Annotated in this window: 22 protein-coding genes; 14 read left to right on the forward strand and 8 right to left on the reverse strand. The window is 44.6% G+C overall.

Annotated elements, in window-relative coordinates:
- From SFV55_RS20210 to SFV55_RS20220, 3 genes are all read right to left on the reverse strand, one after another.
- Positions 1–1,043: PPC domain-containing protein (locus SFV55_RS20210; RefSeq protein WP_320031360.1), on the reverse strand; the 1,043-nt coding region annotated here is incomplete at its 3' end.
- Between the two features lie 236 nt (positions 1,044–1,279).
- The gene (locus tag SFV55_RS20215) at positions 1,280–2,662 is read right to left on the reverse strand and encodes a LamG domain-containing protein (protein ID WP_320031361.1); all 1,383 of its coding nucleotides are present in this window, start codon (positions 2,660–2,662) and stop codon (positions 1,280–1,282) included.
- A 138-nt stretch (positions 2,663–2,800) separates the two neighbouring features.
- Positions 2,801–3,505 (reverse strand): FISUMP domain-containing protein, encoded by a 705-nt coding sequence (locus SFV55_RS20220; protein WP_320031362.1) that lies wholly within the window; start codon positions 3,503–3,505, stop codon positions 2,801–2,803.
- Between the two features lie 117 nt (positions 3,506–3,622).
- Here SFV55_RS20220 and SFV55_RS20225 point away from each other — a divergent pair, with 117 nt between their 5' ends.
- Positions 3,623–5,452, forward strand: a complete 1,830-nt coding sequence (locus SFV55_RS20225) for a sensor histidine kinase (RefSeq protein ID WP_320031363.1) — start codon at positions 3,623–3,625, stop codon at positions 5,450–5,452.
- A 32-nt stretch (positions 5,453–5,484) separates the two neighbouring features.
- On the forward strand, positions 5,485–6,192 hold the full coding sequence (locus SFV55_RS20230; protein ID WP_320031364.1) for a LytR/AlgR family response regulator transcription factor: 708 nt from the start codon (positions 5,485–5,487) through the stop codon (positions 6,190–6,192).
- 2 nt (positions 6,193–6,194) lie between these two features.
- Here SFV55_RS20230 and SFV55_RS20235 read toward each other — a convergent pair whose 3' ends face one another.
- Together SFV55_RS20235 and SFV55_RS20240 are read right to left on the reverse strand one after the other, a co-directional pair.
- Positions 6,195–6,683: a GNAT family N-acetyltransferase gene (locus SFV55_RS20235; RefSeq protein WP_320031365.1), complete on the reverse strand. Its 489-nt coding sequence runs from the start codon at positions 6,681–6,683 to the stop codon at positions 6,195–6,197.
- Positions 6,684–6,693: 10 nt separating this feature from the next.
- Complete coding sequence (locus SFV55_RS20240) at positions 6,694–7,329, reverse strand: TetR/AcrR family transcriptional regulator (protein ID WP_320031366.1); 636 nt, start codon at positions 7,327–7,329, stop codon at positions 6,694–6,696.
- Between the two features lie 90 nt (positions 7,330–7,419).
- Here SFV55_RS20240 and SFV55_RS20245 point away from each other — a divergent pair, with 90 nt between their 5' ends.
- Positions 7,420–8,562, forward strand: coding sequence for an FAD-dependent monooxygenase (locus SFV55_RS20245; protein WP_320031367.1), 1,143 nt, complete (start codon positions 7,420–7,422; stop codon positions 8,560–8,562).
- A 55-nt stretch (positions 8,563–8,617) separates the two neighbouring features.
- Here SFV55_RS20245 and SFV55_RS20250 read toward each other — a convergent pair whose 3' ends face one another.
- Positions 8,618–9,874, reverse strand: coding sequence for an MFS transporter (locus SFV55_RS20250; protein WP_320031368.1), 1,257 nt, complete (start codon positions 9,872–9,874; stop codon positions 8,618–8,620).
- Between the two features lie 168 nt (positions 9,875–10,042).
- Between SFV55_RS20250 and SFV55_RS20255 the strand changes: the two genes are divergently transcribed.
- Complete coding sequence (locus SFV55_RS20255; RefSeq protein WP_320031369.1) at positions 10,043–10,549, forward strand: thioredoxin family protein; 507 nt, start codon at positions 10,043–10,045, stop codon at positions 10,547–10,549.
- Between the two features lie 133 nt (positions 10,550–10,682).
- Here the strand turns inward: SFV55_RS20255 and SFV55_RS20260 are convergent, their stop codons facing one another.
- Entirely contained in the window at positions 10,683–11,081 is a 399-nt protein-coding gene (locus SFV55_RS20260; RefSeq protein WP_320031370.1) for a DUF2809 domain-containing protein, read from the reverse strand.
- 30 nt (positions 11,082–11,111) lie between these two features.
- Positions 11,112–12,380: an alpha-hydroxy-acid oxidizing protein gene (locus tag SFV55_RS20265; protein WP_320031371.1), complete on the reverse strand. Its 1,269-nt coding sequence runs from the start codon at positions 12,378–12,380 to the stop codon at positions 11,112–11,114.
- A gap of 79 nt (positions 12,381–12,459) precedes the next feature.
- Between SFV55_RS20265 and SFV55_RS20270 the strand changes: the two genes are divergently transcribed.
- The 10 genes from SFV55_RS20270 to SFV55_RS20315 all read left to right on the forward strand — a co-directional run bounded on the left by SFV55_RS20270 (position 12,460) and on the right by SFV55_RS20315 (position 21,146).
- Positions 12,460–13,506: a DUF1611 domain-containing protein gene (locus tag SFV55_RS20270; RefSeq protein WP_320031372.1), complete on the forward strand. Its 1,047-nt coding sequence runs from the start codon at positions 12,460–12,462 to the stop codon at positions 13,504–13,506.
- Positions 13,507–14,093: 587 nt separating this feature from the next.
- Positions 14,094–14,606, forward strand: a complete 513-nt coding sequence (gene nusG, locus SFV55_RS20275; RefSeq protein ID WP_320031373.1) for a UpxY family transcription antiterminator — start codon at positions 14,094–14,096, stop codon at positions 14,604–14,606.
- 113 nt (positions 14,607–14,719) lie between these two features.
- Complete coding sequence (locus SFV55_RS20280; protein ID WP_320031374.1) at positions 14,720–15,379, forward strand: DUF4255 domain-containing protein; 660 nt, start codon at positions 14,720–14,722, stop codon at positions 15,377–15,379.
- 4 nt (positions 15,380–15,383) lie between these two features.
- Positions 15,384–16,475 carry a hypothetical protein gene (locus tag SFV55_RS20285; RefSeq protein WP_320031375.1) on the forward strand — a complete coding sequence of 364 codons (1,092 nt, stop codon included), beginning with the start codon at positions 15,384–15,386 and terminating at the stop codon, positions 16,473–16,475.
- Positions 16,476–16,506: 31 nt separating this feature from the next.
- Entirely contained in the window at positions 16,507–17,946 is a 1,440-nt protein-coding gene (locus SFV55_RS20290) for a phage tail sheath family protein (protein WP_320031376.1), read from the forward strand.
- Between the two features lie 37 nt (positions 17,947–17,983).
- A complete protein-coding gene (locus tag SFV55_RS20295) occupies positions 17,984–18,865 on the forward strand; it encodes a hypothetical protein (RefSeq protein WP_320031377.1) in 882 nt (293 codons plus the stop codon).
- Positions 18,866–18,901: 36 nt separating this feature from the next.
- Positions 18,902–19,921, forward strand: coding sequence for a hypothetical protein (locus tag SFV55_RS20300; protein WP_320031378.1), 1,020 nt, complete (start codon positions 18,902–18,904; stop codon positions 19,919–19,921).
- Between the two features lie 61 nt (positions 19,922–19,982).
- On the forward strand, positions 19,983–20,447 hold the full coding sequence (locus tag SFV55_RS20305) for a phage tail protein (RefSeq protein ID WP_320031379.1): 465 nt from the start codon (positions 19,983–19,985) through the stop codon (positions 20,445–20,447).
- Positions 20,448–20,493: 46 nt separating this feature from the next.
- Positions 20,494–20,976 (forward strand): phage tail protein, encoded by a 483-nt coding sequence (locus tag SFV55_RS20310; RefSeq protein WP_320031380.1) that lies wholly within the window; start codon positions 20,494–20,496, stop codon positions 20,974–20,976.
- A gap of 2 nt (positions 20,977–20,978) precedes the next feature.
- Positions 20,979–21,146 carry a DUF5908 family protein gene (locus SFV55_RS20315; protein ID WP_320031381.1) on the forward strand — a complete coding sequence of 56 codons (168 nt, stop codon included), beginning with the start codon at positions 20,979–20,981 and terminating at the stop codon, positions 21,144–21,146.
- Positions 21,147–21,149: the final 3 nt, after the last annotated feature.

Consider the following 21,149-nt stretch of genomic DNA (forward strand, 5'->3'; position numbering starts at 1 on the left):
AACAATCTGGCTTTGGTGCCAATCATGCTTGCCTGATTTCCTTTTAAAGCCCATATCGTACTGTCGAGTTTGGTGTAATACGTCGTGTTGGCGATGGTGATGATTTGCAAAATGTCTGTCCAATTGTTTCCAGAGCCGGAGTAAAGTTTGATTTTGCTATCGTTTTGATGGGCTACCGTATATCCATTTTCACAGCGGAGTACATCACAATTGGTCAGGATTTGATTGTTTCCATCAAACACCAGATCGCCGTATAAGGATAGATTCTTTTGTGGACAAAACAATTTTTGCTTTAAATAATCAGTATTGAAAGTTTCATTGAGAAAAACTTTGGGGAAGGTTTGTCCATACTTTTTGATGGTTAAAACTTCTGCCTGGGTGCCTTCTCCGGTGTTGGGATTGGTGACATAACCAAAGTTACTGCTCATACTTTCAACCCCTCTGGTGATGGTCACATTGCCTGTACTCTTTTGTTCGTACAATATGCTGTCTTGTAAAAAGAAGGTTCTACTGATTCGATTAAACACGTCGACAAACACCGATACCGATTGAATAACCAAGAGGTCATAGCTACCCTTGGCATTTTGCCATCCATCTACCACAATGTAATAAGTACCGGGGTCAAGATAACGTTTGATCGTCGACTCCTTGGTGCCTGAATTTCCACCACCTGAGTCAATAAAATCATTGTTGTTGCAGGATCTGAGCAGGATAAGATCCAATGCGGCACCTTTATTGCTGAGTTTGATTGAAACTTCACCACCCGTCCATTCCAGTTTGTGCACAACCTCGGGACCTGTCAATTGCCACCAGGGGTCGTTGTTGTAGGTGGATACATTGCTTTTGCCATTGGTGCTGGTATTGCCCTGGATGGTTTTTCCAATGGTGAGGAGGGGGGCATTGCTGCAATTCAGCTGTGCAAAAGCTGCTACACTATTGAGGAGTAATAAACCAGCACATAACATTTTCAGGTTGTGCTTGGCAAATAAGCGGTACAAGTTGGATTTTTTGCTCGGGCTCAAAAGGCTAGTTAGCGGTTGCATGGTTTTTAGGTGTTTGGATTTTACCATAGTTTTCCAAGCATAAAAATAGCCCCCTTCTCCCACTTGCATTTGCTTTGAGCAGGGCGATGTTCTGAACGGTAGCCTGGATGTTCTGAATGGTAAATCATTTGAGTGCATGACAAAATAGCGTCTCTACGTAGCACTGCCCCGATTTTGTCATGCACTCTGATCATTTAGTACTAGGACTTATAGAAACTTCACATCTATATGCGTGTTCATTGAACTGGTGCTCCGCTGGTGAAATTGGAACTTGAACCGCTCAATTGGAATTTTTGCAAGGTGCCATTCAGTACAGATTTTGAGTCGCTTAGGGTCGTCATAGTTTTGTTATCACCATTGGCAGTTCCCTGATTAAACTTGTAGTAGTTGCTTAGCCCTGGTTCATTGCCAGTTAAGGTTTTGTCCTTATTGGCAAGGATATCCTGCTGCGATCTGGCTACATTCCAAAAGCGGATTTCGTCCATTGAGCCCTTGTAGTAGCGTGGGGAATGCGGTTGATCCATGCCCAAACGCATCTTGTAAGGTGTAGAAGCAAAATCACCTGTTAGATACGGACTTTTACCTTCCAACTTCCCATCAATGTACAATTGCAAGTAATCGTCATCCCCCTTCACAGCTGCGAAATGATGCCATTTCCCATCTGTGACTACATTTACTTTGCCAATAATATCGGCTCCTCCTGACTTAGCTGGCGGATTACGGACAAGAAACCGGAAAGTGTTGTACATTGTAACTTCTGCATAAATGGCAGAGTTTTCATTTTGATAAACGTTGAAGATTGCTCCTGCACCCATGGGTTTGATCCAGCCTTCTATCGTAAAACTGTTTTTGTAAAAAGTTGGAACACCCAATTCGATAACATCGTCTACCCCGTCAAAAGTTAAGGCGTTGTTGGGTGTGGTTGGATAGGCTTTTAAAAAATCCGCTTTGCTGTTATAACTACCGCTTTTGACATGAATTTGAATATTTCCAACGGATCCTGTCGCCACAAGTGGTCTGATGGCAGAAAGATCAGTCAAAGCAGGTGACTGACTTACATAGAATCTTTCACTTACTTGTTGCAATGAGAATAAATCGTTCAAGCTTTTTAGGTTATTGTTAAGCGTTATTTCGGCGCTTCCAATACTTGTTAAAGCCGACATTCCAATGGTAGTTAGGCTATTATTTTCGGAAATAAATAAGACCCCTCCGATGGTTGTCAGCTTCGACAGCCCTGCTGCATCCGTCAACAATGGATTTTTAGTAATAAAAAATCTTCCGCCACATGTGTTTAGCCCTGATAGCCCGATCAGGCTTGTTAAGTCGTTATTAGATTGAATGTAGACGTAGTTGTCCACTGTCTTCAAATTTTGCAAACCTTGAAAATTGACAATTTTTGTGGCGTTTACACTCAAAGACTTAACCTTCTTAAGTGAAGTTAATTTGTTAAGATTCGTCACATTGGCTCCCGAAATAAACAAATTACCATTCACCTCTGAGTAATTAAATGCGTCTACCTCGGTTTGAGTATAAAGGTTTAAATCACCATTATGCACTTGCGCCAAAGACGCCCCAAGCGCGATAAAATACAAGCAAAAGGCTAAGAGGAATTTTTTCATAAATGTGGTTTTTAGGTGCCTACTCTTTGAAGGATTTTCGGCTTCTCCGAGCATAAAAATACCCCCTTCCCCTACCTTCATTTGCTTTAGGCAGGGCGATGTTCTGAATGGTAGCCTGGATGTTCTGAGTGGTAATTTTTACTTCATCTGAATGCAGCGCACATGGTTGCCAACCCGGGTATCCTGCCCTTTGATTTTGAGGATGCCCAGGTTATTTACTTCAAAGGTATAAGCTTCCTTTTTGGGGGTGTTGGCTACCCGGTCAATGCTCCACCAAAACCCGATGGCATTTTGTAAACCCGATCCATAACTATCGATGCGACCATTTAAGGTTGCGTTAAAGCCGCTGTCCCCACCAGCGAGTAGCTTTTTGCCAGCCACGCTCAAGCCACCTAGTTGTACGATCAGCTCCTCCCAATCCGCTTTAGTAGGAATCCTGTAACCTTCCGGGCAAATGGAGCAGTTTTGAATAGCCTGATAATTGTAAATGATCCCATTATTTCCTAAATCTTTATTGTTGTAAAAAGCATAATGCGGGTGAAGAGTATCGTAAAAAGCAACGCCCGGGCCTCGTTCCAGACCATCTGAAAAGATGACTTTCAGGTCATTGTCACATTCAATTTTGTTGTTTCGCAAGTCTTCTGCCATCCAGATTTGGGCACCAATTTTGATGGTTTTGTATTGGTTTCCAGCCTTATCGGTGCAAAATCCTTCTAGCGTCTCTTTTTTTTCAGAAGTATCCCCTGATTCTTGGGGCGTAGAGGTTGAACAACTTGAGGTAAAAAGATTCCAACTGAAAATGGCAAGGTAAATGAGTGGTATAATAATTTTAGGCAATTTCATTGTGGCACAATTGAAGGAAGTGAAGGATGGTTCGAGCAGTTCTGTTTGGTTCAAGTACGTAAAACTACAAAGGAATTTTTATACCTTTCAGGCAACTTCATCAAATTAGTTGCATATATGGGAAGGCTGTTCACTTTTACTTTCATGAGTATGACGCTGCTCCTGGGAATAAAAATGTCAGCACATGCACAATCGCCCGAGGAGTTCATTCCCGCTCCTATGCAACAAACTTTACGTAAAGCAAAGCGACTCATTGATTTATCGCGGAGCGACAGTGCACTATATCATCTCTCACCGCTTGTCCAACGAATAGAGGAGCAAAAACTTACCTATACCGCCTTCTTTTTGGAGGCGAACTTGAATTTGGGAATTGCTTATGCCGAAGGCAACCGGAATGTGCAAGCCATGCGGATACTCAACGCCGTAAAAGATAAAAGCCGAACGAAAGGCTACTGGCGGACGTATGCAAAAGCTTGCCTAGGTTTAGCTCGGTTGCAGCAAAAATTGCAAAGGCCAAATCAGGCCAAAACAAACCTTGACGATGCCCGTATGGCAATCGTTCAAAATGGTTTAAATACCACTTATCCTGCCCTGGCAATCGGAAGTGCATCCTGGCATTACAACTTTGGGTATCCTGACAGTGTGCGGTACTTTGCATTGGAAGCAATTGGAGCTTCCCGGAAATTCAATTTCCCTATTTTACTTGCCGATGGCTACAGCCTGATGGGGCTTTTTGCAGAGGAGAACCAGGTGCAAAAAGCCATCAAATACCATCAACAATCAGCCCATATTTTCCGTGAGGTTCACAACTTCAAGCGTTTAAGTGAGGAATACATGCATGTTGTGCAATTGTATCTTAAGTTCCCGGATTTTCTAAATGGTATGTTGTACGTCGATTCCTCCATCGTTACGGCCTATCAGTCGATAGCAGTTGGGGACGAGAAAAATGCAACGCTGCACGAAGCCTATCAGGTTAAAGGAGCAATTTTTAATCACCTTGGCAGACTTGATTCCGCCCTTTTTTATACGAATAGAGGCTGGTCGCAAATGGTCATGTTCATGCAACTCCAGGACCACGACCGGGCAGTAGAGGTTGACGAAAAATACAAAGACGAACAACGCACACAACAACTCAAAACCCAAGCCCAACTCCTCGTTTTGGAGCGACAGCGTTTTCGCGGGGCCTTGATTATGACCGGTGTCATCCTGTTTTTTACCAGCATTTTAGTGTATTATTATCTGCGGCTGCAAAAAGCCAATCGAATCACCAGGGAACAGACGAAAACCATCCTTGAAACAAACGATAAACTGTCCCATTCCCTTGATCAACAGATCACCCTGCAAGGTGAAATACACCACCGGGTGAAAAACAACCTCCAGTTGATCATCAGTTTGTTGGAGCTGCAAAAGGAGGAGATTAAAGATGAAAACACGCGCAATGGCTTGGAGGCCATGTCTTCCAGAATCTACGCGATTGCTGCTGTGCACGATGTGTTGTACCAGGGGCATGAAGGGCAACTCATCAATTTTTTGGATTACACCAACAAACTCTGTTTGCACCTCCAGCAAGCCATGGCTAAGGAAGATTCCATATTCAAGCTGAAAATCCCGGAGCAGCTCTTTAATTTAGATACCCTGATTCCGCTTGGAATTATGTTGAATGAATTGATTACCAACAGTTTTAAGTATGGTTTTCAAAAGAATAATCCTGTTCGGATCGACATTCAATTGAAACCGGAGCCCAATGGATTTTATTTGAATTACAAGGACAATGGCCCTGGTTTTCCAGACGGTCATTTGCAGGGTAGGGAAGGAGGCCTAGGGGCGTATTTGATTCGGAGTATGGCCCGCCAGTTGAGGGGGCAAGTGGAGTCGCAAAACGATGGAGGAGCTAGTTATACCATTTTTTTTCAGGAAAAAAATGCGACTAACCTCGCTCAAGTTTAAACTCCTGGAATCAGTCATCAAACTACGGTACTTTGAGAAAGTGGAAGATTCTAATTGTTGAAGATGAAATCTTAATTGCAGATACCCTTCAAAGGTACCTGGAGCAGCAGGGGTATCAGGTGTGCGGCATTGCCATTTCTTTTGAGGAAGCCTTGGATTTTTTTTCTGCCGAGCAGCCTGACCTTTTGCTGATTGACATCCGTTTGAGCGGGCCCAAAACCGGAATTGATCTGGCGCTTTTCCTTCAGGAGCAAGGTCAAACCGTTCCATTTATTTACCTGACCTCACAAACGGACAAAAAGCATATTGATCTGGCCAAACAAACCTTTCCTGCTTCTTTTTTGACCAAACCCATCCAGGCCTCTGCGCTTTATGCCAACATTGAAATTGCTCTGCACAAACAAGAGACACAAAGCCTCCACGAAACCAAAATCAATATTTACGATGGGGTGAACATGTACCTCATTCCAGTAGAAGACATCCTGTACTTAAAGGCGGATCACGTATACGTAGAGGTGCACACGAAAAATCAAGGCGTCTTGATTCAGCGCAAACCTTTAACGGAAATGCTGGAAGACTTGCCCATTCCTCATTTCCAACAGGTTCATCGCAGTTTTGTGGTCAACCTGAAAGCGGTCACGGGTTGGCAACACCATTGTGTATTCGTCAATGAGGCTACCATCCCAATTAGTCGTTCCAGAAGAAAGGAAATCCTGACTTACCTGGAAGAGATGAAATGAAATCAATGCACCTGTTTGACAAAAAACAGGGTATCTACCGCCATCCGAGGAAACTCCAGTGGTAAACCACCTGCTTCAACCCGATCAAAGCCATTTTTTTCATAAAACTTTACTGCTGCTTCGAGCCGGGGAACGGTGCCCAACCAAATGCTTTCCAGGCCATTTTCCACACACCATTCGAGGGCTATATTCATCAAGGATTGGGCCAAACCATATGTTTTTCCCCGATACTCGGCGGCTACGAACATTTTGCGCAACGCAGCCCGGTTGGGCGGGAATTCAATCAAGGCAATGGTACCGATGACCCGATGTTCGGCATTGGTGGCCACCCAGAAATTACCCCGACCTTGTTGGTATACTGCAGGAATTGTAAACAAGTCTGGTTGATCATCAAGGGTGATGGGCACCTTGAATTCAATCTGTTGGATGGGCAAAATCAAGTCGATGATGCCCTGGCAGTGTTCGGGTTGGTAGGTTTGAATGGTGATCATTGGTCTGTACTCATGAATCGGCCAGGAGCTGGTGGTAAACCGCCAAACCCCGTGCAGTTAAATGTGGGGCCAAGGTAGCAAAAAACAGTCGAACGTAGTGCTTTCGTTTGTAATCTGAATCGCCATCCAGCATGATTTCGGCGCTGGCCATCCAATAATCGCCAATCAAAGAGGCCTGCTCAATCCAGCCTTTAAATTGGCCAGGGTATCGCTCGGCTTCAACCCAGCCACCTGCTTGTAAGGCGGCAATGAGGGAGAGAAACTGGCTTTGGCGCACTTTTGCCAGTTCCCGGAAATGCTTTTTCAGCAGTTCGTGCCTGCGCATGATGTCCGCAAAATCCAGCATCAAAAATTTGTAGCGCTGGAAAATGGCAAAAGTTTGTTCGATGGAACGATAGGTAAATTGCAGATCAATGCCTTGGTTGCTGGCCAACTGCATACTTTCCAAAATCAGTGCATCCAACTCTTCAACCAACCGAAAATACAAGGCTTCCACGATCACATCCACATTGGCGTAATGATAACTCAGGTTGCCCGGGCTCATGTTTAGCCGATCCCCAATGCTCCGGATGCTGACCTGTGCAACACCCTGTTCATTGAGCAATTCCAGCGCTTTTTCGAGAATCCTTTCCTTGGTTTTTGACATTGCAGAAAAATAGTTTTTAGAACACTTGACCTAATTGTGCAAAATTAGTACATTTGTTCTAAATTTTCTAATTTTTACACCTCATACTGTATGAAGATCAACATTATTGGTGCGGGCATTGGTGGACTAACCGCAGCTATCGCACTTGAAAAAAAAGGCCATCAGGTTGAAGTATTCGATGCTGCTGCCGCATTGCGCCCAATTGGGGCAGGCATCATTATGGCTTCCAATGCCATGCAGATTGCCCGAAAATTGGGTTTTGCAGATGAAATTGCCCAGGCTGGTAATGTACTTGAACGTTTTGGCGTTGCCGATCACCAGGGGCGACCCTTGCAAATGATGGACATCCAGGCGATTCGGGCAAAATTTGGCGAACCCAGCGTGGCCATCCACCGGGGGCAATTGCAACAGGTTTTGCTGCAACAATTGCCCAATACACCTATTCATATCAACAAACGGCTTCAATCGATCCAACAAGTCCCAGGGGGCAGAGTAATTGCCTTTTTTGAAGACGGCAGTCAGGCTGAATCCGATGTATTGATCGGAGCAGACGGATTGCGCTCGGCAACGCGAAAAGCTATTTTTGGTGAAAAAACCTTGCGTTACTCCAGCCACACTTGTTGGCGCGGCATCATCGAACACCAGTTCGAAGCTCCCCATCAGGCCAAAGAGTTGTGGGCAAAAACGGGTGGCAAAAGGGTGGCCATGATTCAGGTAGCGCCCAACAAGGTTTATTTTTATTACACCGAAAAACACAAGCCAGGTTTTAAGGTATCGACAGCTGATCAGCTCAGGTATTTGCAGGTGCAATTTCGTGAATTTCCCCCCATGTATGCCGGAGTGATTGCCAAAGCCAAGTCCACTGAAATTTTCCATGACGACTTGTACGATCTCAAACCACTCTCCAAATGGCATCACGATAGGGTTTTGCTATTGGGCGACGCTGCCCACGCTACCACACCCAACATGGGGCAGGGAGGTTGCCAGGCCATTGAGGATGCCTGGTATCTGGCGGAATACCTGGAGCGTTACGACAGTGTTGCAGGGGCATTTGTGGCATACGAACAATTCCGGCGGCCCAAGGTCAATTTTGTGGTGAACACTTCTTTTATGATTGGAAAAATGAGTAATCTGGGGGGAGTTTTGGGGTATCGTTTGCGTAATTGGGTATTGTCGGCTACGCCGAAGAAGATGGCGGAGCAGCAGTTGGAGGCTTTGTTCAGGTTAAATTGAGGAGTTGAGGCCACGCAGCGGCATAAACTCCTCAAGTGCTCAACTCCTCAACCATTCACCGCAAACTCATATCCCGCAATTTCGGCGCTTTCCACCACGTTGTCACCACGACCACCAAAGTCATCGTGCCACCAAACACCACCGAAGGCACCAAGCCCATTATTTTAGCTGCCAGCCCCGACTCAAAAGCCCCCAATTCATTGGACGAACCGATGAAGAGGGCATTAACCGCGGATACCCGGCCCCGCATTTCGTTGGGGGTATACAACTGGATAATGGTACCCCGAACCACCATGCTGATGTTGTCGAAAAAGCCTGTACCTGCCAGCATAATCAGGGAAAACAAGAAAGAATTGGATAGGGCAAACAAAATGGTACAAATGCCAAAACCCGCCACCGCGCCCAGCAAAATTTTACCGGAGTTTTTAAGGGGTGGTCGATAGGCCAAAATCCAGGCCATGAGGAAAGCCCCCACCGCCGGAGCGGCCCGGAGCGCCCCAAAGCCTTGAGGACCAACTTCCAACACCTCTTTGGCAAAGGCGGGCAATAAGGCTACCGCACCACCAAACAATACGGCAAACATGTCCAGGGCCAGGCTGGCGAGAATAATCTGTTTGTTCAATACAAAACGGAGTCCGGTTTGGACACTTTTGAAAAAACCTTCTCTGGGCACATTTTTCCCTGAGCTATTTGAATCTTCGTGTTTGCTGGGAATCAGCAATAAACATCCTAATCCAACAATGGCTAAAGTGGTGGTGAGGACATAACTCGGCCAGGCGCTTTTACTAAAGGCGCACAACAAACCTCCAACTGCCGGGCCACTCATCGAGGAAATCTGCCAGATCATGGTATTCCAGGTGGTTGCATTGGCGTACAATTGGGGAGGGACCAGTTGTGCAGCAAAGGCGGTTTGGGCCGGGCTCATAAACCCTCGAACCAGACCCGTCAGCCCAATGATGAAATAGATGGGCGTAGCACCCTTGGCGAGTACTTCCGGGAATTGATGGGTGATCAGGTACAGGCTAAAAGCGCAGGTAGTGTACAAGCTGATACAAGTTAGCATGATTTTGCGCCGATCAAAAATATCTGCAATGTAGCCACCAATCAGGGTTACCAGTAAAAAAGGCAAAAACTCGGCCAAACCAATCAAACCCAGCGCAAAAGGCTCCTGAGTGATTTCGTAAATTTGCCAACCCACCGTTGGCCCCAGTACGTTTACCCCAAAAGTAATCGCTGCCCGGGAAAAGAGATAGTTTCGGTAATCGGCAATTTTGAGTACCTCGTAAGCGTCCTTGGATTGCGTTTGTGCCATGTGTTTAGTGCGGGTTGGAAAGTGGGCACAAGATACAGTTCTTATGCCCATCTCTGGTACATCCCCACTAGCGCTTTTGCAAATACTGCCGGGCAAAGCCAATTTTTGACGAAAGATTGCAGCAAGAAATAGTATTTTCGTGAATTAGTCTTCTTAACCGAATAAGACATGAAAAAACTGATCTTTTTGCTCTTGCTGAGCATCGCATCAATGGCCAATGCCCAAAATGCAGAAACGGCCAAACCCAAATTGTACAATCCCAGCGCCGACGCCAAAGCGGACATCGATGCTGCGGTGAAGCAGGCGGCCAAAGAAGGCAAACACGTATTGCTACAAATTGGCGGCAACTGGTGCAGCTGGTGTATTCTTTTTCACAACAAAGTGACTACCAATGATACCCTCAAAACGGTAATGGAGAAAAACTTTGTTCCTTACCATTTGAATTACAGCCCTGAAAATAAAAATGAAGCAATCCTGGCATCTCTGGGCTATCCGGAGCGTTTTGGTTTCCCGGTATTTGTGATTTTGGATGGTAAAGGCAATCGCCTGCACACTCAGAATAGTGCCTATCTAGAACAGGGCCAAGGCCACAGTACGGCAGCCGTATTGGAGTTTTTTAACCACTGGTCGCCCAAGGCCATTGACCCCAAGACGTACCAGAAGAAGGGGAAGTGAACCCAGTCTTCAACATATTTTTTGCCACAAAGACTCAAAGGCGCTAAGTGCAAATTTTCTGAATAACCGTACGCTGTGTCTTAGTGTCTTCGTGGCGAAGAAAAATGTTTAGTGGTAGGATAAAAATAAGATTTTAGGGCTTTGATTTTTTGAATATTAGCCTTCTTTTTTCTACCAACACTACGGCCAAAACCCCCATCGTGTAAGCCAAAATATCCCGCCATTCAAATGAACTGCCAATGATGATGCGTGCAGCCCTGGAATGTTGTAGCCCCAACACTTCAACAATGTGGAAATACTGCAACAATTCAACCATGTAGGCAAAAAACAAAACGCCAATTGCGGTAGGCACTACCGGGGTGTTTAAAAATGATTTGACGAAGCAATAAATCAAAATCACCACCAAAAAATCGCCGATGTAGGGACGGATGAATTGGTCGTGGACGAAGAGGGCAATGAGCACTTCGGTGATGAAAAGCAGCAGTGTTGAGATGGCATAAAATGGAGAAAATTTTAAAACAGGATTTGGCATTATGGAAACTTTAAACGGTTAAAGGTAGAATTATAAAGCCAAACACTCCCGTTTAATCTCCCCAATTTCCCGGCACCCCGCCAAGCGCATGGTCAGCTCAAAGTCGGACATCAAATGCCTCAATACCTGATGCACGCCCTGCTGACCGCCTAAGGTAAGTCCATACACATAAGGTCGGCCCAAACCAACTGCATCTGCCCCTAGCGCCAAGGCCTTGAACACATCCGCTCCACCACGAATACCACTGTCGAGGATGACGGGTACTTGTTTGAACACCGCCGCCACAATCCCCGGCAACGCTTCAATTGCGCTGATGGAACCATCTACCTGTCGGCCTCCGTGGTTGGACACTACCAGGCCGTTCACACCGTAATCCAGCGCTTTGCGGGCATCATCGGGATGAAGAATTCCTTTGAGGATGATGGGCAATTTGGTGTGCTCGCGCAAGAAAGACAAATCCTCCCAAGTGATGGCAGGATTGGAATAAGTTTGCACGAAGAGCTGCACCGCAGCCATTGGACGCCCTGAGCGCAATTTGCGTACGAATCCCTTGCCAGGATATCGACTGACGCTGCTGATTAGCCCCTTGATCAACTCCAAAGAAAGGGGAGGCCGCGCTGGCCCAGCACCAGGATTTTGCATTTTTTCATCCAACATTTTTTGAAACACCGGATCGGAGGTGTACTGAGCAATACCTTTTCCCTCCAAAAAAGGCAGATAGGCCAATTCCAAATCCATGGTGCGCCAACCCAGTAGGGTAGTGTCCAGCGTAAGCACAATGCCACTGCAGCCACAAGCCTCCGCTCGTTGTACAAAACTGGCCACCAGGTCCCGATTCTTAGACCAATACAATTGAAAAAAGCGGGGACTAGAACCCATTGCTTCGCCGCAGGTTTCCATGGGCACAGAAGCCTGATTAGAAAAAACGTAGGGAATACCCAGTTCAGCAGCAGCCCTTGCCACCGCTAGATCGGCCTCAGGGTGCACCATTTCCAGGACACCGATGGGGCAAAGCCAGAAGGGGGATGGCGTTTTTTGTCCAAATAACTCGGTTGAAGTGTCGCCCTGCTCCACGTTGCGCAACATGCGGGGCACAATTTTGCATTGCCCAAAGCCAGAGCGATTGCTGGACACCGTGTCCTGATTGCCTGCACCTCCCACAATATACCCAGCTGCCTGGGGGCTCATTTTTTGGATAGCCGCAGCTTCCAGTTTGTTCCAGTCTGGGCTTAGGGTATCTTTTTTTCCGGCAAATCCATTGATGTAGATTTTGGATTGCCAATCGATGGCTTTGTGCATAGTAGAATTTTTAAAGACCAAACCCTAAAGTAGGAAAAAATAATATAATCAGTTATTTTGCCCTCAAATCATTTACCATATGGCGACGGGCACCGCAATTGTACTTTCAGGAGGAATGTTGAGCGAAATCAATGCTAAAACCACGCATGGACTGTTGAGGGGGAGTGAACGTTTTGAAATTTTGGCAGTAATCGACTCCAATCATGCTGGCAAGGATGCGGGCGAAGTAATGGATGGTCGCCATTGCAATATACCCGTATACGCTACCATTGACGAAGCGCTACAAAAGGTAAGTGTGCTACCCGATTTTTGTATCGTTGGGGTAGCAACGATAGGCGGTGTGCTGCCTCCAAGTATCCTCGACGAAATTCGCGAGGCTTTGATGCACGGCATTTCCATTATAAATGGTTTGCACGATTTTTTGAGTGAAAGGCCAGACATCCTAAAACTTTCCCAAGCCAATGCAGCTATGCTGATCGATGTCCGCAAGCCCAAACGCCGCGCTGAATTGCATTTTTGGGAAGGAAAAATTTATCAGGTTACTGCGCCAATCGTGGCGGTAATGGGCATGGATTGTGCTACGGGCAAACGTACTACCGCCCGTTTTCTGCGCGACGCCTGCCGGGCCAAAGGCAAAAATGCCCACATGATTTACACCGGGCAAACGGGCTGGATGCAAGGTGGGGAGTATGGCTTTATTTTTGATTCTACGCTGAATGATTTTATTTCTGGGGAGCTGGAGCATGCCATCGTTTCTTGTTGGGAAGAAACGCAAGCGGACATCATTTTTCTGGAAGGGCAGTCGGCTCTACGTAATCCCAGCGGGCCTTGTGGGCCGGAATTCCTGATTTCGGGCAACGCCAAAAAAGTGGTGTTGGTGGTGCCGATCAAACGGGAGTTTTATGATGATTTGCCAGAGTGGGGGCGGATTCCTTCGGTGGAGAGTGAGATTGCGCTGATTAACGCGTATGGGGCTGAGGTGGTGGCGGTGGCGCTGAATACGCAGGGGGCGACGGGGGAGGAGATTGAACAGTATAAGAAGGAAAAGGAGGCCGCATTGGGCATTCCAGTGGTAGCACCTTTGGAAGAAGGAGTTGAAGGAATATTGGCTGTTTTAAGCATTTAAATTGATAATTTTCATATTTTCTAAAATTTTCCTTGACGGTGTCAAATATTTTCCCAATATTTGCAATGCACATTGGGGAATCTCAGTGTAAACCAGTTTTTGAACGATTAATACCCTAAGTTAAATGGAAACCTTTTTGGCTAAAACCCAAATCGTAATCCGTTCGGAAAGATTTTTAGAAATGCTTTCACCGATTACAACGTTACACCTGAACCGACCGACTAACTCGTGCCGCAAGCTGATAAAACGGCTAGAAAAGACCCCACTGCATTACTCCCGTAATTTGCAGTTCCTGCTACCTTGTATCGACAAGATCATTTTTTCTACCCTTTCATTAGGAGTTCCAATTAAATCAAGTCTATACTACCTGAAGAATCATCAATAATGTATTCCCTTGCGAAGGAATCAATCTGATGTTGTGTTTTTAACATTACTCTTTAGCACGGTATTCAAACGTTAATTCATTTCATAAACACATGTATTGTCCAATGCCCGGTTCCTGGGTGTTGAGATAGCTATTTTGACTGAGTCCATTCTCCATGTGACTCAGAAAGGCGAAGCCGTATCATAACACTTAAAAAAACCATATGACACCTAACCCTAGTGCAGCCAAATGGTATGTATTAAAAGTCAAGCCAAAATCTGAAAAAAAAGTTGGGTTACGTTTACGTGAAATGGGATTTGAATCCTGTGTGCCTACACAAAAACAACTGAGAAACTGGAGCGACCGGAAAAAACTTGTGGAGGTTGTTCTTTTCAACAATTACGTTTTTGTCGCAACCAACTCACAACGCAAAAATGAAGTTTTTCGGGCTGGAAATATCTATGGGTACCTCAATCTTGGGGGGCGGGCCGCCGTACTTACTGAAAACGAGGTAACCATGGTAAAACGTTTAAGCAATCTAGTCGAGCCTGTTCAAATTACTTATGAAGGTTTTCGCTTGTACGAAGAAGTGGAGATCTTGTCAGGAACCTTGGCCGGATTGCGTGGGGTAATTACTGCAGTACACGGTTCTTCCCGGATTCAACTGGCACTTCCGAGTATGCAATGTTTTGCCAATGTGGAGGTGAAGGGGGTGGAGGTGAGGAAGATTTGTTAAGTTTAAAATCACTCAAGCTCGATTTATGCTTTTAATTCAATCAAATAATCGTATCCAAAAATAAGCAAGAAATTAGGTTTTAATTAATTCCTAAATGGGTTAACTTTCTCCACATGATATCACAAGCTGTCACATTTTTGAAAGAAGAGTTGAGTAGATATATTTTGGTGAATCAAGCTGAAGGCGATTCATTAAATTTAGGTGATGTCATGCTTGGAAATATTTCGGCCTTAGAAAATGACCAGGAAGGTAAACTAAAAAATAAGTTGGTAATTAGTCTTGTAAATTTAGAAGAGGAGAGTACCTTGAAAAATGGGAAACCCTACCATAAAAACCCGCTTACGAATGGGGCCGAGTATCTACAGCCCCCAGTTTACCTGAACCTTTACTTGCTTTTTTCAGCTACGCTTCCAGATTCGGCTACTAACGATGATTATGACCGGGCTTTACATCGCTTGGCTCTCGTTATTCAATTCTTCCAGTCTAAAAAAATATTCACCTTAAATAATTCTCCTCAATCTCCTTTTGCAGATCCCAAATACGACCTGTTTAATGAGGAGTTACGCCTACTCCCCGAACTTTATACCCTTACCTTTGAGCAAATCAATCATTTATGGGGATCCTTAGGCGGCAAACAAGTACCATTTGCCATGTATAAAGTTAGATTGGTGAAAATACAGAGTAGAATTACAAGTGATGCACCGCTTATCGAAGAAATTCAAGAAAAAAATGAGGAATTGGGCGCACCAAGAATTGATCAATTGACAAATTAACAGAATGGATACTAGAACAACTGAATATAAAGTACTCTGTGAAGTTCATTTCCTTCACGACTACTACTTAATAGATAGTTCATACAAGTCATTTTTTGCCCAAAACAAAGAACAACAACAATTACTGCTGAATCGAAAACTGCAAGCTGGAAAATATGACATGAGACGCAATTTCGAATTGCTCCTTAATAAAGAAGCATTGGAATTAATTAAAAATCATAAAATTAGGCTGATGCCATCTCCGCTGGGGTTTAGTATTGCCATCGAGGTAAAGTCAGAGCCCCAGCCAGATGGAAGTATTCGATACCGCCCTGCCATTTCTTTTGCAGAAAACGCTGAACTATATGTAGGTTTGAATATCGTTAACCCTCTTTTTAGTAACATCTCTAGTGTCGAATTACACCAATCGGATAAATACATTTATAGCTTTTCAAATACGGGATCGCGCAGCGAAAATACCCTCTCAAGCCCCATCTCCAATCTAGATACCAACCAATTTTATCGGATCGGGGATTTAGCACAGTTTGGCGGAACAATTCAGCAAGCATTGGAGGATAACCGAGGCGATTTTACAAAATGGATTCCTGTATCAGGATCAGGTTTTGTAAACGGTGCTGACAGAGTTTTAGATACGACGACGCCTTTCTTTCAGGACTGGAGCTTGGGGTTTTTTATTCCAAAATCGAAGCCCTTTGGGATAATTCATTTAAAATTTCAAACCGACAACCCAGATTTTTCACTAATCACATCGGATGGATATTTGGTTACACGCCGGCCCCCAGGAACAAATCGAGCAAATCCAAAACGGTTTGAATTGCGCTTTTTAAGTCGATGGGCTTATTGGCGATATACCAAAAAAGAGGGTTTTCTACAAAGTGAAATTGATGCTATCAATAACCGAGCAGCTACATTTTTAGAATGGCAAGGTAATAAAGCAGTCACTCGAAATCCTCGTTATTTTGCCCAGTCTTTAACTTTTTTTGGTGCACCAGGCGATATACACCTACCGAATGCTCAACCAGAATCTCTTCGCCAAGAAGGTGGACGGTTATACAGTGATATAGCTTTCAACGCAATCAATGCATTCCCCAAATAAGGGATACAATTATCTATAAAATCACATCATTATGGCAATAACATCATTAATTCCCCGCCTAAAAACACCGGGTGTATATGTTGAGGAAATTCCTAAACTTCCTCCCTCAATTGCACAGGTGGAGACGGCCATTCCAGCCTTTATAGGCTATACCCAACGAGCAATTGACGGAAGAGGGGAGTCTTTGGTCAATATTCCCCGGCGCATCACTTCTATGCTGGAATACGAGCAGTTTTTTGGTGGGCCACAACCGGAAATCAATAGTATTTCTGTTGAAATCATCGAAAACCGAGGGAATTTTGAGGTAAATGGGCGAATTGACCCGGCCACCCGTTCTAAGTTTTTGATGTATTACGCGCTACAATTGTTTTTCGACAATGGTGGAGGCCCTTGTTGGATTGTCTCGGTTGGCGATTATGAAGCTACTGGTGGCTTTATCATTCAGGGCGATCTGCGCCGTGGTCTGGATTCTACCGAACGCATCAATGAAATTACCCTCTATGTTTTCCCGGATGCACTAGGCATGGACAATGCTGCGGACTATTACGGCCTGTATACTGCTGCCATCACCATGTGTGTAGATTTACAAGACCGGTTTACCGTAATGGACGTTTGGGAAGACCCTCAATTGCCGCCTGATCAATGGTTTGACAACATCGTAACGCTTCGTAGTGCCACCCCTCCAGATATAGATAACCTCAAATATGCAGCAGCATATTACCCCAAATTAAAAACGACCATAAACTTTAATTATGGTGGGGAAGGTACTGGAGATGGAAACGTTCAAATTATCCACGCGGGAGCCCTCCAAGGCACCCTGGCAGAACTGAAATCAAAAAACAACCAATTGTACTTCCGCGCAAGGAATGCCATCAACGCGATTCCTTGTGAAATGCCCCCCTCTCCAGCGATGGTTGGGATTTATGCACGGGTTGATGCGGCCAGGGGAGTATGGAAAGCCCCGGCTAATGTAGGGGTTAACTCAGTAATCGAGCCTGTAAAATTGATCACCCACAGGGAACAGGAAAATTTGAATGTAGATGTAGAAGCTGGAAAATCTGTCAATGTTATCCGCTCCTTTCCAAATCGTGGAATTATAGTTTGGGGCGCACGTACTTTGGCAGGAAACGACAATGAATGGAGGTACGTTCCAGTGCGTCGCTTTTTCAACATGGTTGAAGAATCGACTAAAAATGCAACAGTACAGTTTGTATTTGAACCGAACGACCGCAATACCTGGACTCGGGTTCGCTCGATGATTGAAAATTTCCTCTCCTTGCAGTGGCGTGCTGGTGCCCTAATGGGAACCACTACTGAAGAAGCATTTTATGTACGAGTAGGATTAGGAGAAACCATGACCGAATTGGATGTATGGGAAGGTAGAATGATCGTAGAAATCGGTATGGCGGTTGTCCGCCCTGCAGAATTCATCATCCTACAGTTCAGCCATAAGATGCTATCAGAATCTTGATTCCTAACACTTCACATTAAGCTAAAACCAATTCATCATGGCCAACCCTAATGCAAACTGCAGCAATGGACCAACTAAGCCTGCAAATATCGTCTGCATATACCACAAAGACATCAAGGATAAAATGGATGTTTCGCTTAGCGAAGTCAGTTCATCCAATACCCTGATATCCTATTATGAAATGGTGAGAGGTTACAAGTTGTGCTGCTTAAGCATGGCTGAAGAAACCTATGACTTTTACCGAGATATTGACAACTACGAGTTGTACGATATGCAAAAGAGCACTGAGATCATTCAGACCAATGTTGAGGCCTACATCAAGAAAAATGGTGATTTGGCCAAAAGCATTAAGGAGGGCTCTAAAATGCTCAATGAGCTTAAAGTGAAATTACATGATGCAAACAACGCTGCTTGTGCCATGAGCAATTGTTTGAAGAGCATCCTTGCTTTTCCTGACGGAGCCATTCCCAAAGAGATTACGGCTGTAACTCAAGTAGCAAAAACACTGAGTGAAGATGGCCAAAAGGCAGCAGAAGCTTTGGTTAAAATTGCGGGCATTCATACTTTCTCCAATGTGGATGGGCTTAAATCGTTTAGCCAAAAATTGGCAGAAGCCATGAAGCAATTTAAAACATTGTCAGATGACTACATGAAAAAGGCTGCCGAGGATGCTAAAACTGCCCAAACCGAGTTGACCAAGAGTGTCGATGAGTTGAATAAGACCGAGTTCAAGTGTTTCGGAGAGACCAGTGCTTTAAATGCCAACAACGCAACGATAACATTCATATGTAATGATGACGAATGCTGCCCGATTGAACGAGTGGAGGCAATTTGCAAGGCAGTTAGCAGGAAGCCAGAAGGAGAGGAAGTTCAAGGCAGTAAACCGGGAGGAAAATACGCTGACGGCGACAGAAATTAATCTATCTCATCACTTCGTATCATAAAATTTGAAACAATGAGTGAAACAGTAAATAAACCTTTCTTGAGTAGTGATGAAAAGAGTCACTGCTGCAATGGTACTTCTACAAGTGATAGCAAATCCGAAGAATGTCTGGAGACTTGGAAAAAAGAGCTCAAACTTGCTTGCAATGAGCTGATGGAGGTATCTGCCACCGTTACCAGTGCTGAAGGGGTTTATTCCAATGCTTTTACCTGGGAAGCCAAGTTAAAAAAGTGGTTTGAAAATGCTGAGGCTACGCACGAAAAAGCATCTTCAGCTTATGCAGAATTAGCTTTGTTCATTAAGGCCGTAGAAACCTTAGAAACCAATACAGCTTATACCAGCAAAGCTTTACAGGCGTTGATCTGTTTGGTGAAAAAAATTCTAGATGAGGTATTTACCTTATTGTATGAAGGCGAAAATCTGACCGAATCCAATTTGATTCATAAACTGAAAGAATACATTCGCTGCAACGATGCGATCGATGAACAGAAAAAGCAAGCAGCCTTGGATTGTATTGCCGCTTATGAAAGCAAAGTAAGAGCTGTTTATGACCTCCAAGCGGGAATCATGAATAAAATGCTGGAAATCCTGCATTGCGCCAACATCATCGCTGCTGCCGTCGGAAATGCGCCACTTGATTGTAGAGATACTGAGACCGTGACTGGTAAAAATCTTGGGTTGAAATGGCAACTTGAAGACCTGCGCAAGCGGCTAATTGGCGGATCTACGGCGGAGGAAAAAGTACAAGCTTGTCAAATGGACAAAAAGGAAACTACAGCAATAGCCCCGCCTTGTGGAGCTGAAATTGCTAAACCTGCTAAACCCCTATTGCCAATCCGTAAGATGGAGGGTAAAATGGATAGCCATTATTATGACAACTTAGGTAAGCTGAAGGAGGCGGCAGAAGCAGCTTCCATAAATTACAAAGCTGAAATGCAGGCCGCCCGTGAAAAGCGAGATAAAGTGCTGGCCAGAAAAACCAGTCTTGATGCAGCAATCAGAGCAGCCGAGGCAGCAGAAACAGCCAAATAGGGGTAAAACCATGGTCGGCTAAATGGACACTTTTGTCAATTAATCTAAAATCAACTTAATCATGGCAGCTAAAGGAGATTATCCAATTCCAAAGTTTCATTTTATGGTTGAATGGGGCGATGGATTCCGTGTTGGATTTACTGAAGTAAGCGGACTCGACTTCGAAACCGAAGTGATTGAGTATCGTGAAGGAAGTAGCAAAAAATACAACAAATCCAAGCAACCTGGCCTCACCAAATACAGTGATATCACGCTGAAACGCGGCACTTTCGAAGGTGATCTCGATTATTTTAACCTTTGGAAAGAAACCTATTATTTCCAGGAAGGCAATAAAACTGGAAGTAAATACCGGCGCAACATCACCATTAAATTGCTCAATGAAAACCATGACCCAATTCTTATCTGGAAACTGGAAAACGCCTGGGCAAAAAAGATTCAATCCACCGATCTTAAAGCTGATGCCAACGAAGTGGCCATCGAAACCATGGAAATTACTCATGAAGGATTGACCCTTTCAGAAAAATAAACCAGCTTCCTCACCGCTTTCCTTTTATCGTTTGCAATAACTTTTTATGGAGAATCCTAAACCAGTAGATAACTTCTACCAAATGGTTGGTTTCCATTTTTTGGTTACTTTCCATGGCCTGCCAGGCGCCCAAAATGAAGATGTTCGGTTTCAGTCTGTAGCTGGGCTTGATGTTCAATTGGACACTGAAGCCTGGAAAGAAGGAGGTGAGAACCATTTCGAGCATACCTTGCCAACCAGAAGTAAATTCTCCTCTGCGCTAACCTTAAAAAGAGGGCTGTTAAAACCAGGCAAATCTGGCCTCACCGATTGGTGCATCAATTCCTTCGTTCATCTAAAAATCAAACCGCTGAAATTAATCAGTGTTGAGTTATTGGATGAAAACCACAACGTATTGGTAAAGTGGGATGTTGAGCACGTGTGGCCCAAAAGCTGGAAAGTGGCTGAGTTGAACGCCGAGCGCAGTGAGGTACTGATTGAAACTTTGGAACTGAATTTTAACCGTTTTAGCTTGAAAAATTCAGCATAACCATGCCTATAGAAATCCGAGAATTGGTTATTAAGGCTACCGTGGCTCAATCCGATGGAAATGGACAAGGTGGTAGCAACAATGGCAACAATGCAGATGCAAAGGAAGCAGATGTAAATCTGATTGTGGAAAAAGTACTCGCTATCTTAAAAGAAAAAGCAGAACGATAAGCT

It is taken from the genome of Haliscomenobacter sp. (genome assembly GCF_033763495.1).
Lineage (GTDB): Bacteria > Bacteroidota > Bacteroidia > Chitinophagales > Saprospiraceae > Haliscomenobacter.

What these genes read in the sequence shown, in the direction of transcription:
- SFV55_RS20215 (WP_320031361.1), bottom strand. Translation starts at nt 2,662, where the DNA reads ATGAAAAAATTCCTCTTAGCCTTTTGCTTGTATTTTATCGCGCTTGGG.
- SFV55_RS20220 (WP_320031362.1), bottom strand. Translation starts at nt 3,505, where the DNA reads ATGAAATTGCCTAAAATTATTATACCACTCATTTACCTTGCCATTTTC.
- SFV55_RS20225 (WP_320031363.1), top strand. Translation starts at nt 3,623, where the DNA reads ATGGGAAGGCTGTTCACTTTTACTTTCATGAGTATGACGCTGCTCCTG.
- SFV55_RS20235 (WP_320031365.1), bottom strand. Translation starts at nt 6,683, where the DNA reads ATGATCACCATTCAAACCTACCAACCCGAACACTGCCAGGGCATCATC.
- SFV55_RS20240 (WP_320031366.1), bottom strand. Translation starts at nt 7,329, where the DNA reads ATGTCAAAAACCAAGGAAAGGATTCTCGAAAAAGCGCTGGAATTGCTC.
- SFV55_RS20245 (WP_320031367.1), top strand. Translation starts at nt 7,420, where the DNA reads ATGAAGATCAACATTATTGGTGCGGGCATTGGTGGACTAACCGCAGCT.
- SFV55_RS20250 (WP_320031368.1), bottom strand. Translation starts at nt 9,874, where the DNA reads ATGGCACAAACGCAATCCAAGGACGCTTACGAGGTACTCAAAATTGCC.
- SFV55_RS20255 (WP_320031369.1), top strand. Translation starts at nt 10,043, where the DNA reads ATGAAAAAACTGATCTTTTTGCTCTTGCTGAGCATCGCATCAATGGCC.
- SFV55_RS20260 (WP_320031370.1), bottom strand. Translation starts at nt 11,081, where the DNA reads ATGCCAAATCCTGTTTTAAAATTTTCTCCATTTTATGCCATCTCAACA.
- SFV55_RS20265 (WP_320031371.1), bottom strand. Translation starts at nt 12,380, where the DNA reads ATGCACAAAGCCATCGATTGGCAATCCAAAATCTACATCAATGGATTT.
- SFV55_RS20270 (WP_320031372.1), top strand. Translation starts at nt 12,460, where the DNA reads ATGGCGACGGGCACCGCAATTGTACTTTCAGGAGGAATGTTGAGCGAA.
- nusG (WP_320031373.1), top strand. Translation starts at nt 14,094, where the DNA reads ATGACACCTAACCCTAGTGCAGCCAAATGGTATGTATTAAAAGTCAAG.
- SFV55_RS20280 (WP_320031374.1), top strand. Translation starts at nt 14,720, where the DNA reads ATGATATCACAAGCTGTCACATTTTTGAAAGAAGAGTTGAGTAGATAT.
- SFV55_RS20285 (WP_320031375.1), top strand. Translation starts at nt 15,384, where the DNA reads ATGGATACTAGAACAACTGAATATAAAGTACTCTGTGAAGTTCATTTC.
- SFV55_RS20290 (WP_320031376.1), top strand. Translation starts at nt 16,507, where the DNA reads ATGGCAATAACATCATTAATTCCCCGCCTAAAAACACCGGGTGTATAT.
- SFV55_RS20295 (WP_320031377.1), top strand. Translation starts at nt 17,984, where the DNA reads ATGGCCAACCCTAATGCAAACTGCAGCAATGGACCAACTAAGCCTGCA.
- SFV55_RS20300 (WP_320031378.1), top strand. Translation starts at nt 18,902, where the DNA reads ATGAGTGAAACAGTAAATAAACCTTTCTTGAGTAGTGATGAAAAGAGT.
- SFV55_RS20305 (WP_320031379.1), top strand. Translation starts at nt 19,983, where the DNA reads ATGGCAGCTAAAGGAGATTATCCAATTCCAAAGTTTCATTTTATGGTT.
- SFV55_RS20310 (WP_320031380.1), top strand. Translation starts at nt 20,494, where the DNA reads ATGGAGAATCCTAAACCAGTAGATAACTTCTACCAAATGGTTGGTTTC.
- SFV55_RS20315 (WP_320031381.1), top strand. Translation starts at nt 20,979, where the DNA reads ATGCCTATAGAAATCCGAGAATTGGTTATTAAGGCTACCGTGGCTCAA.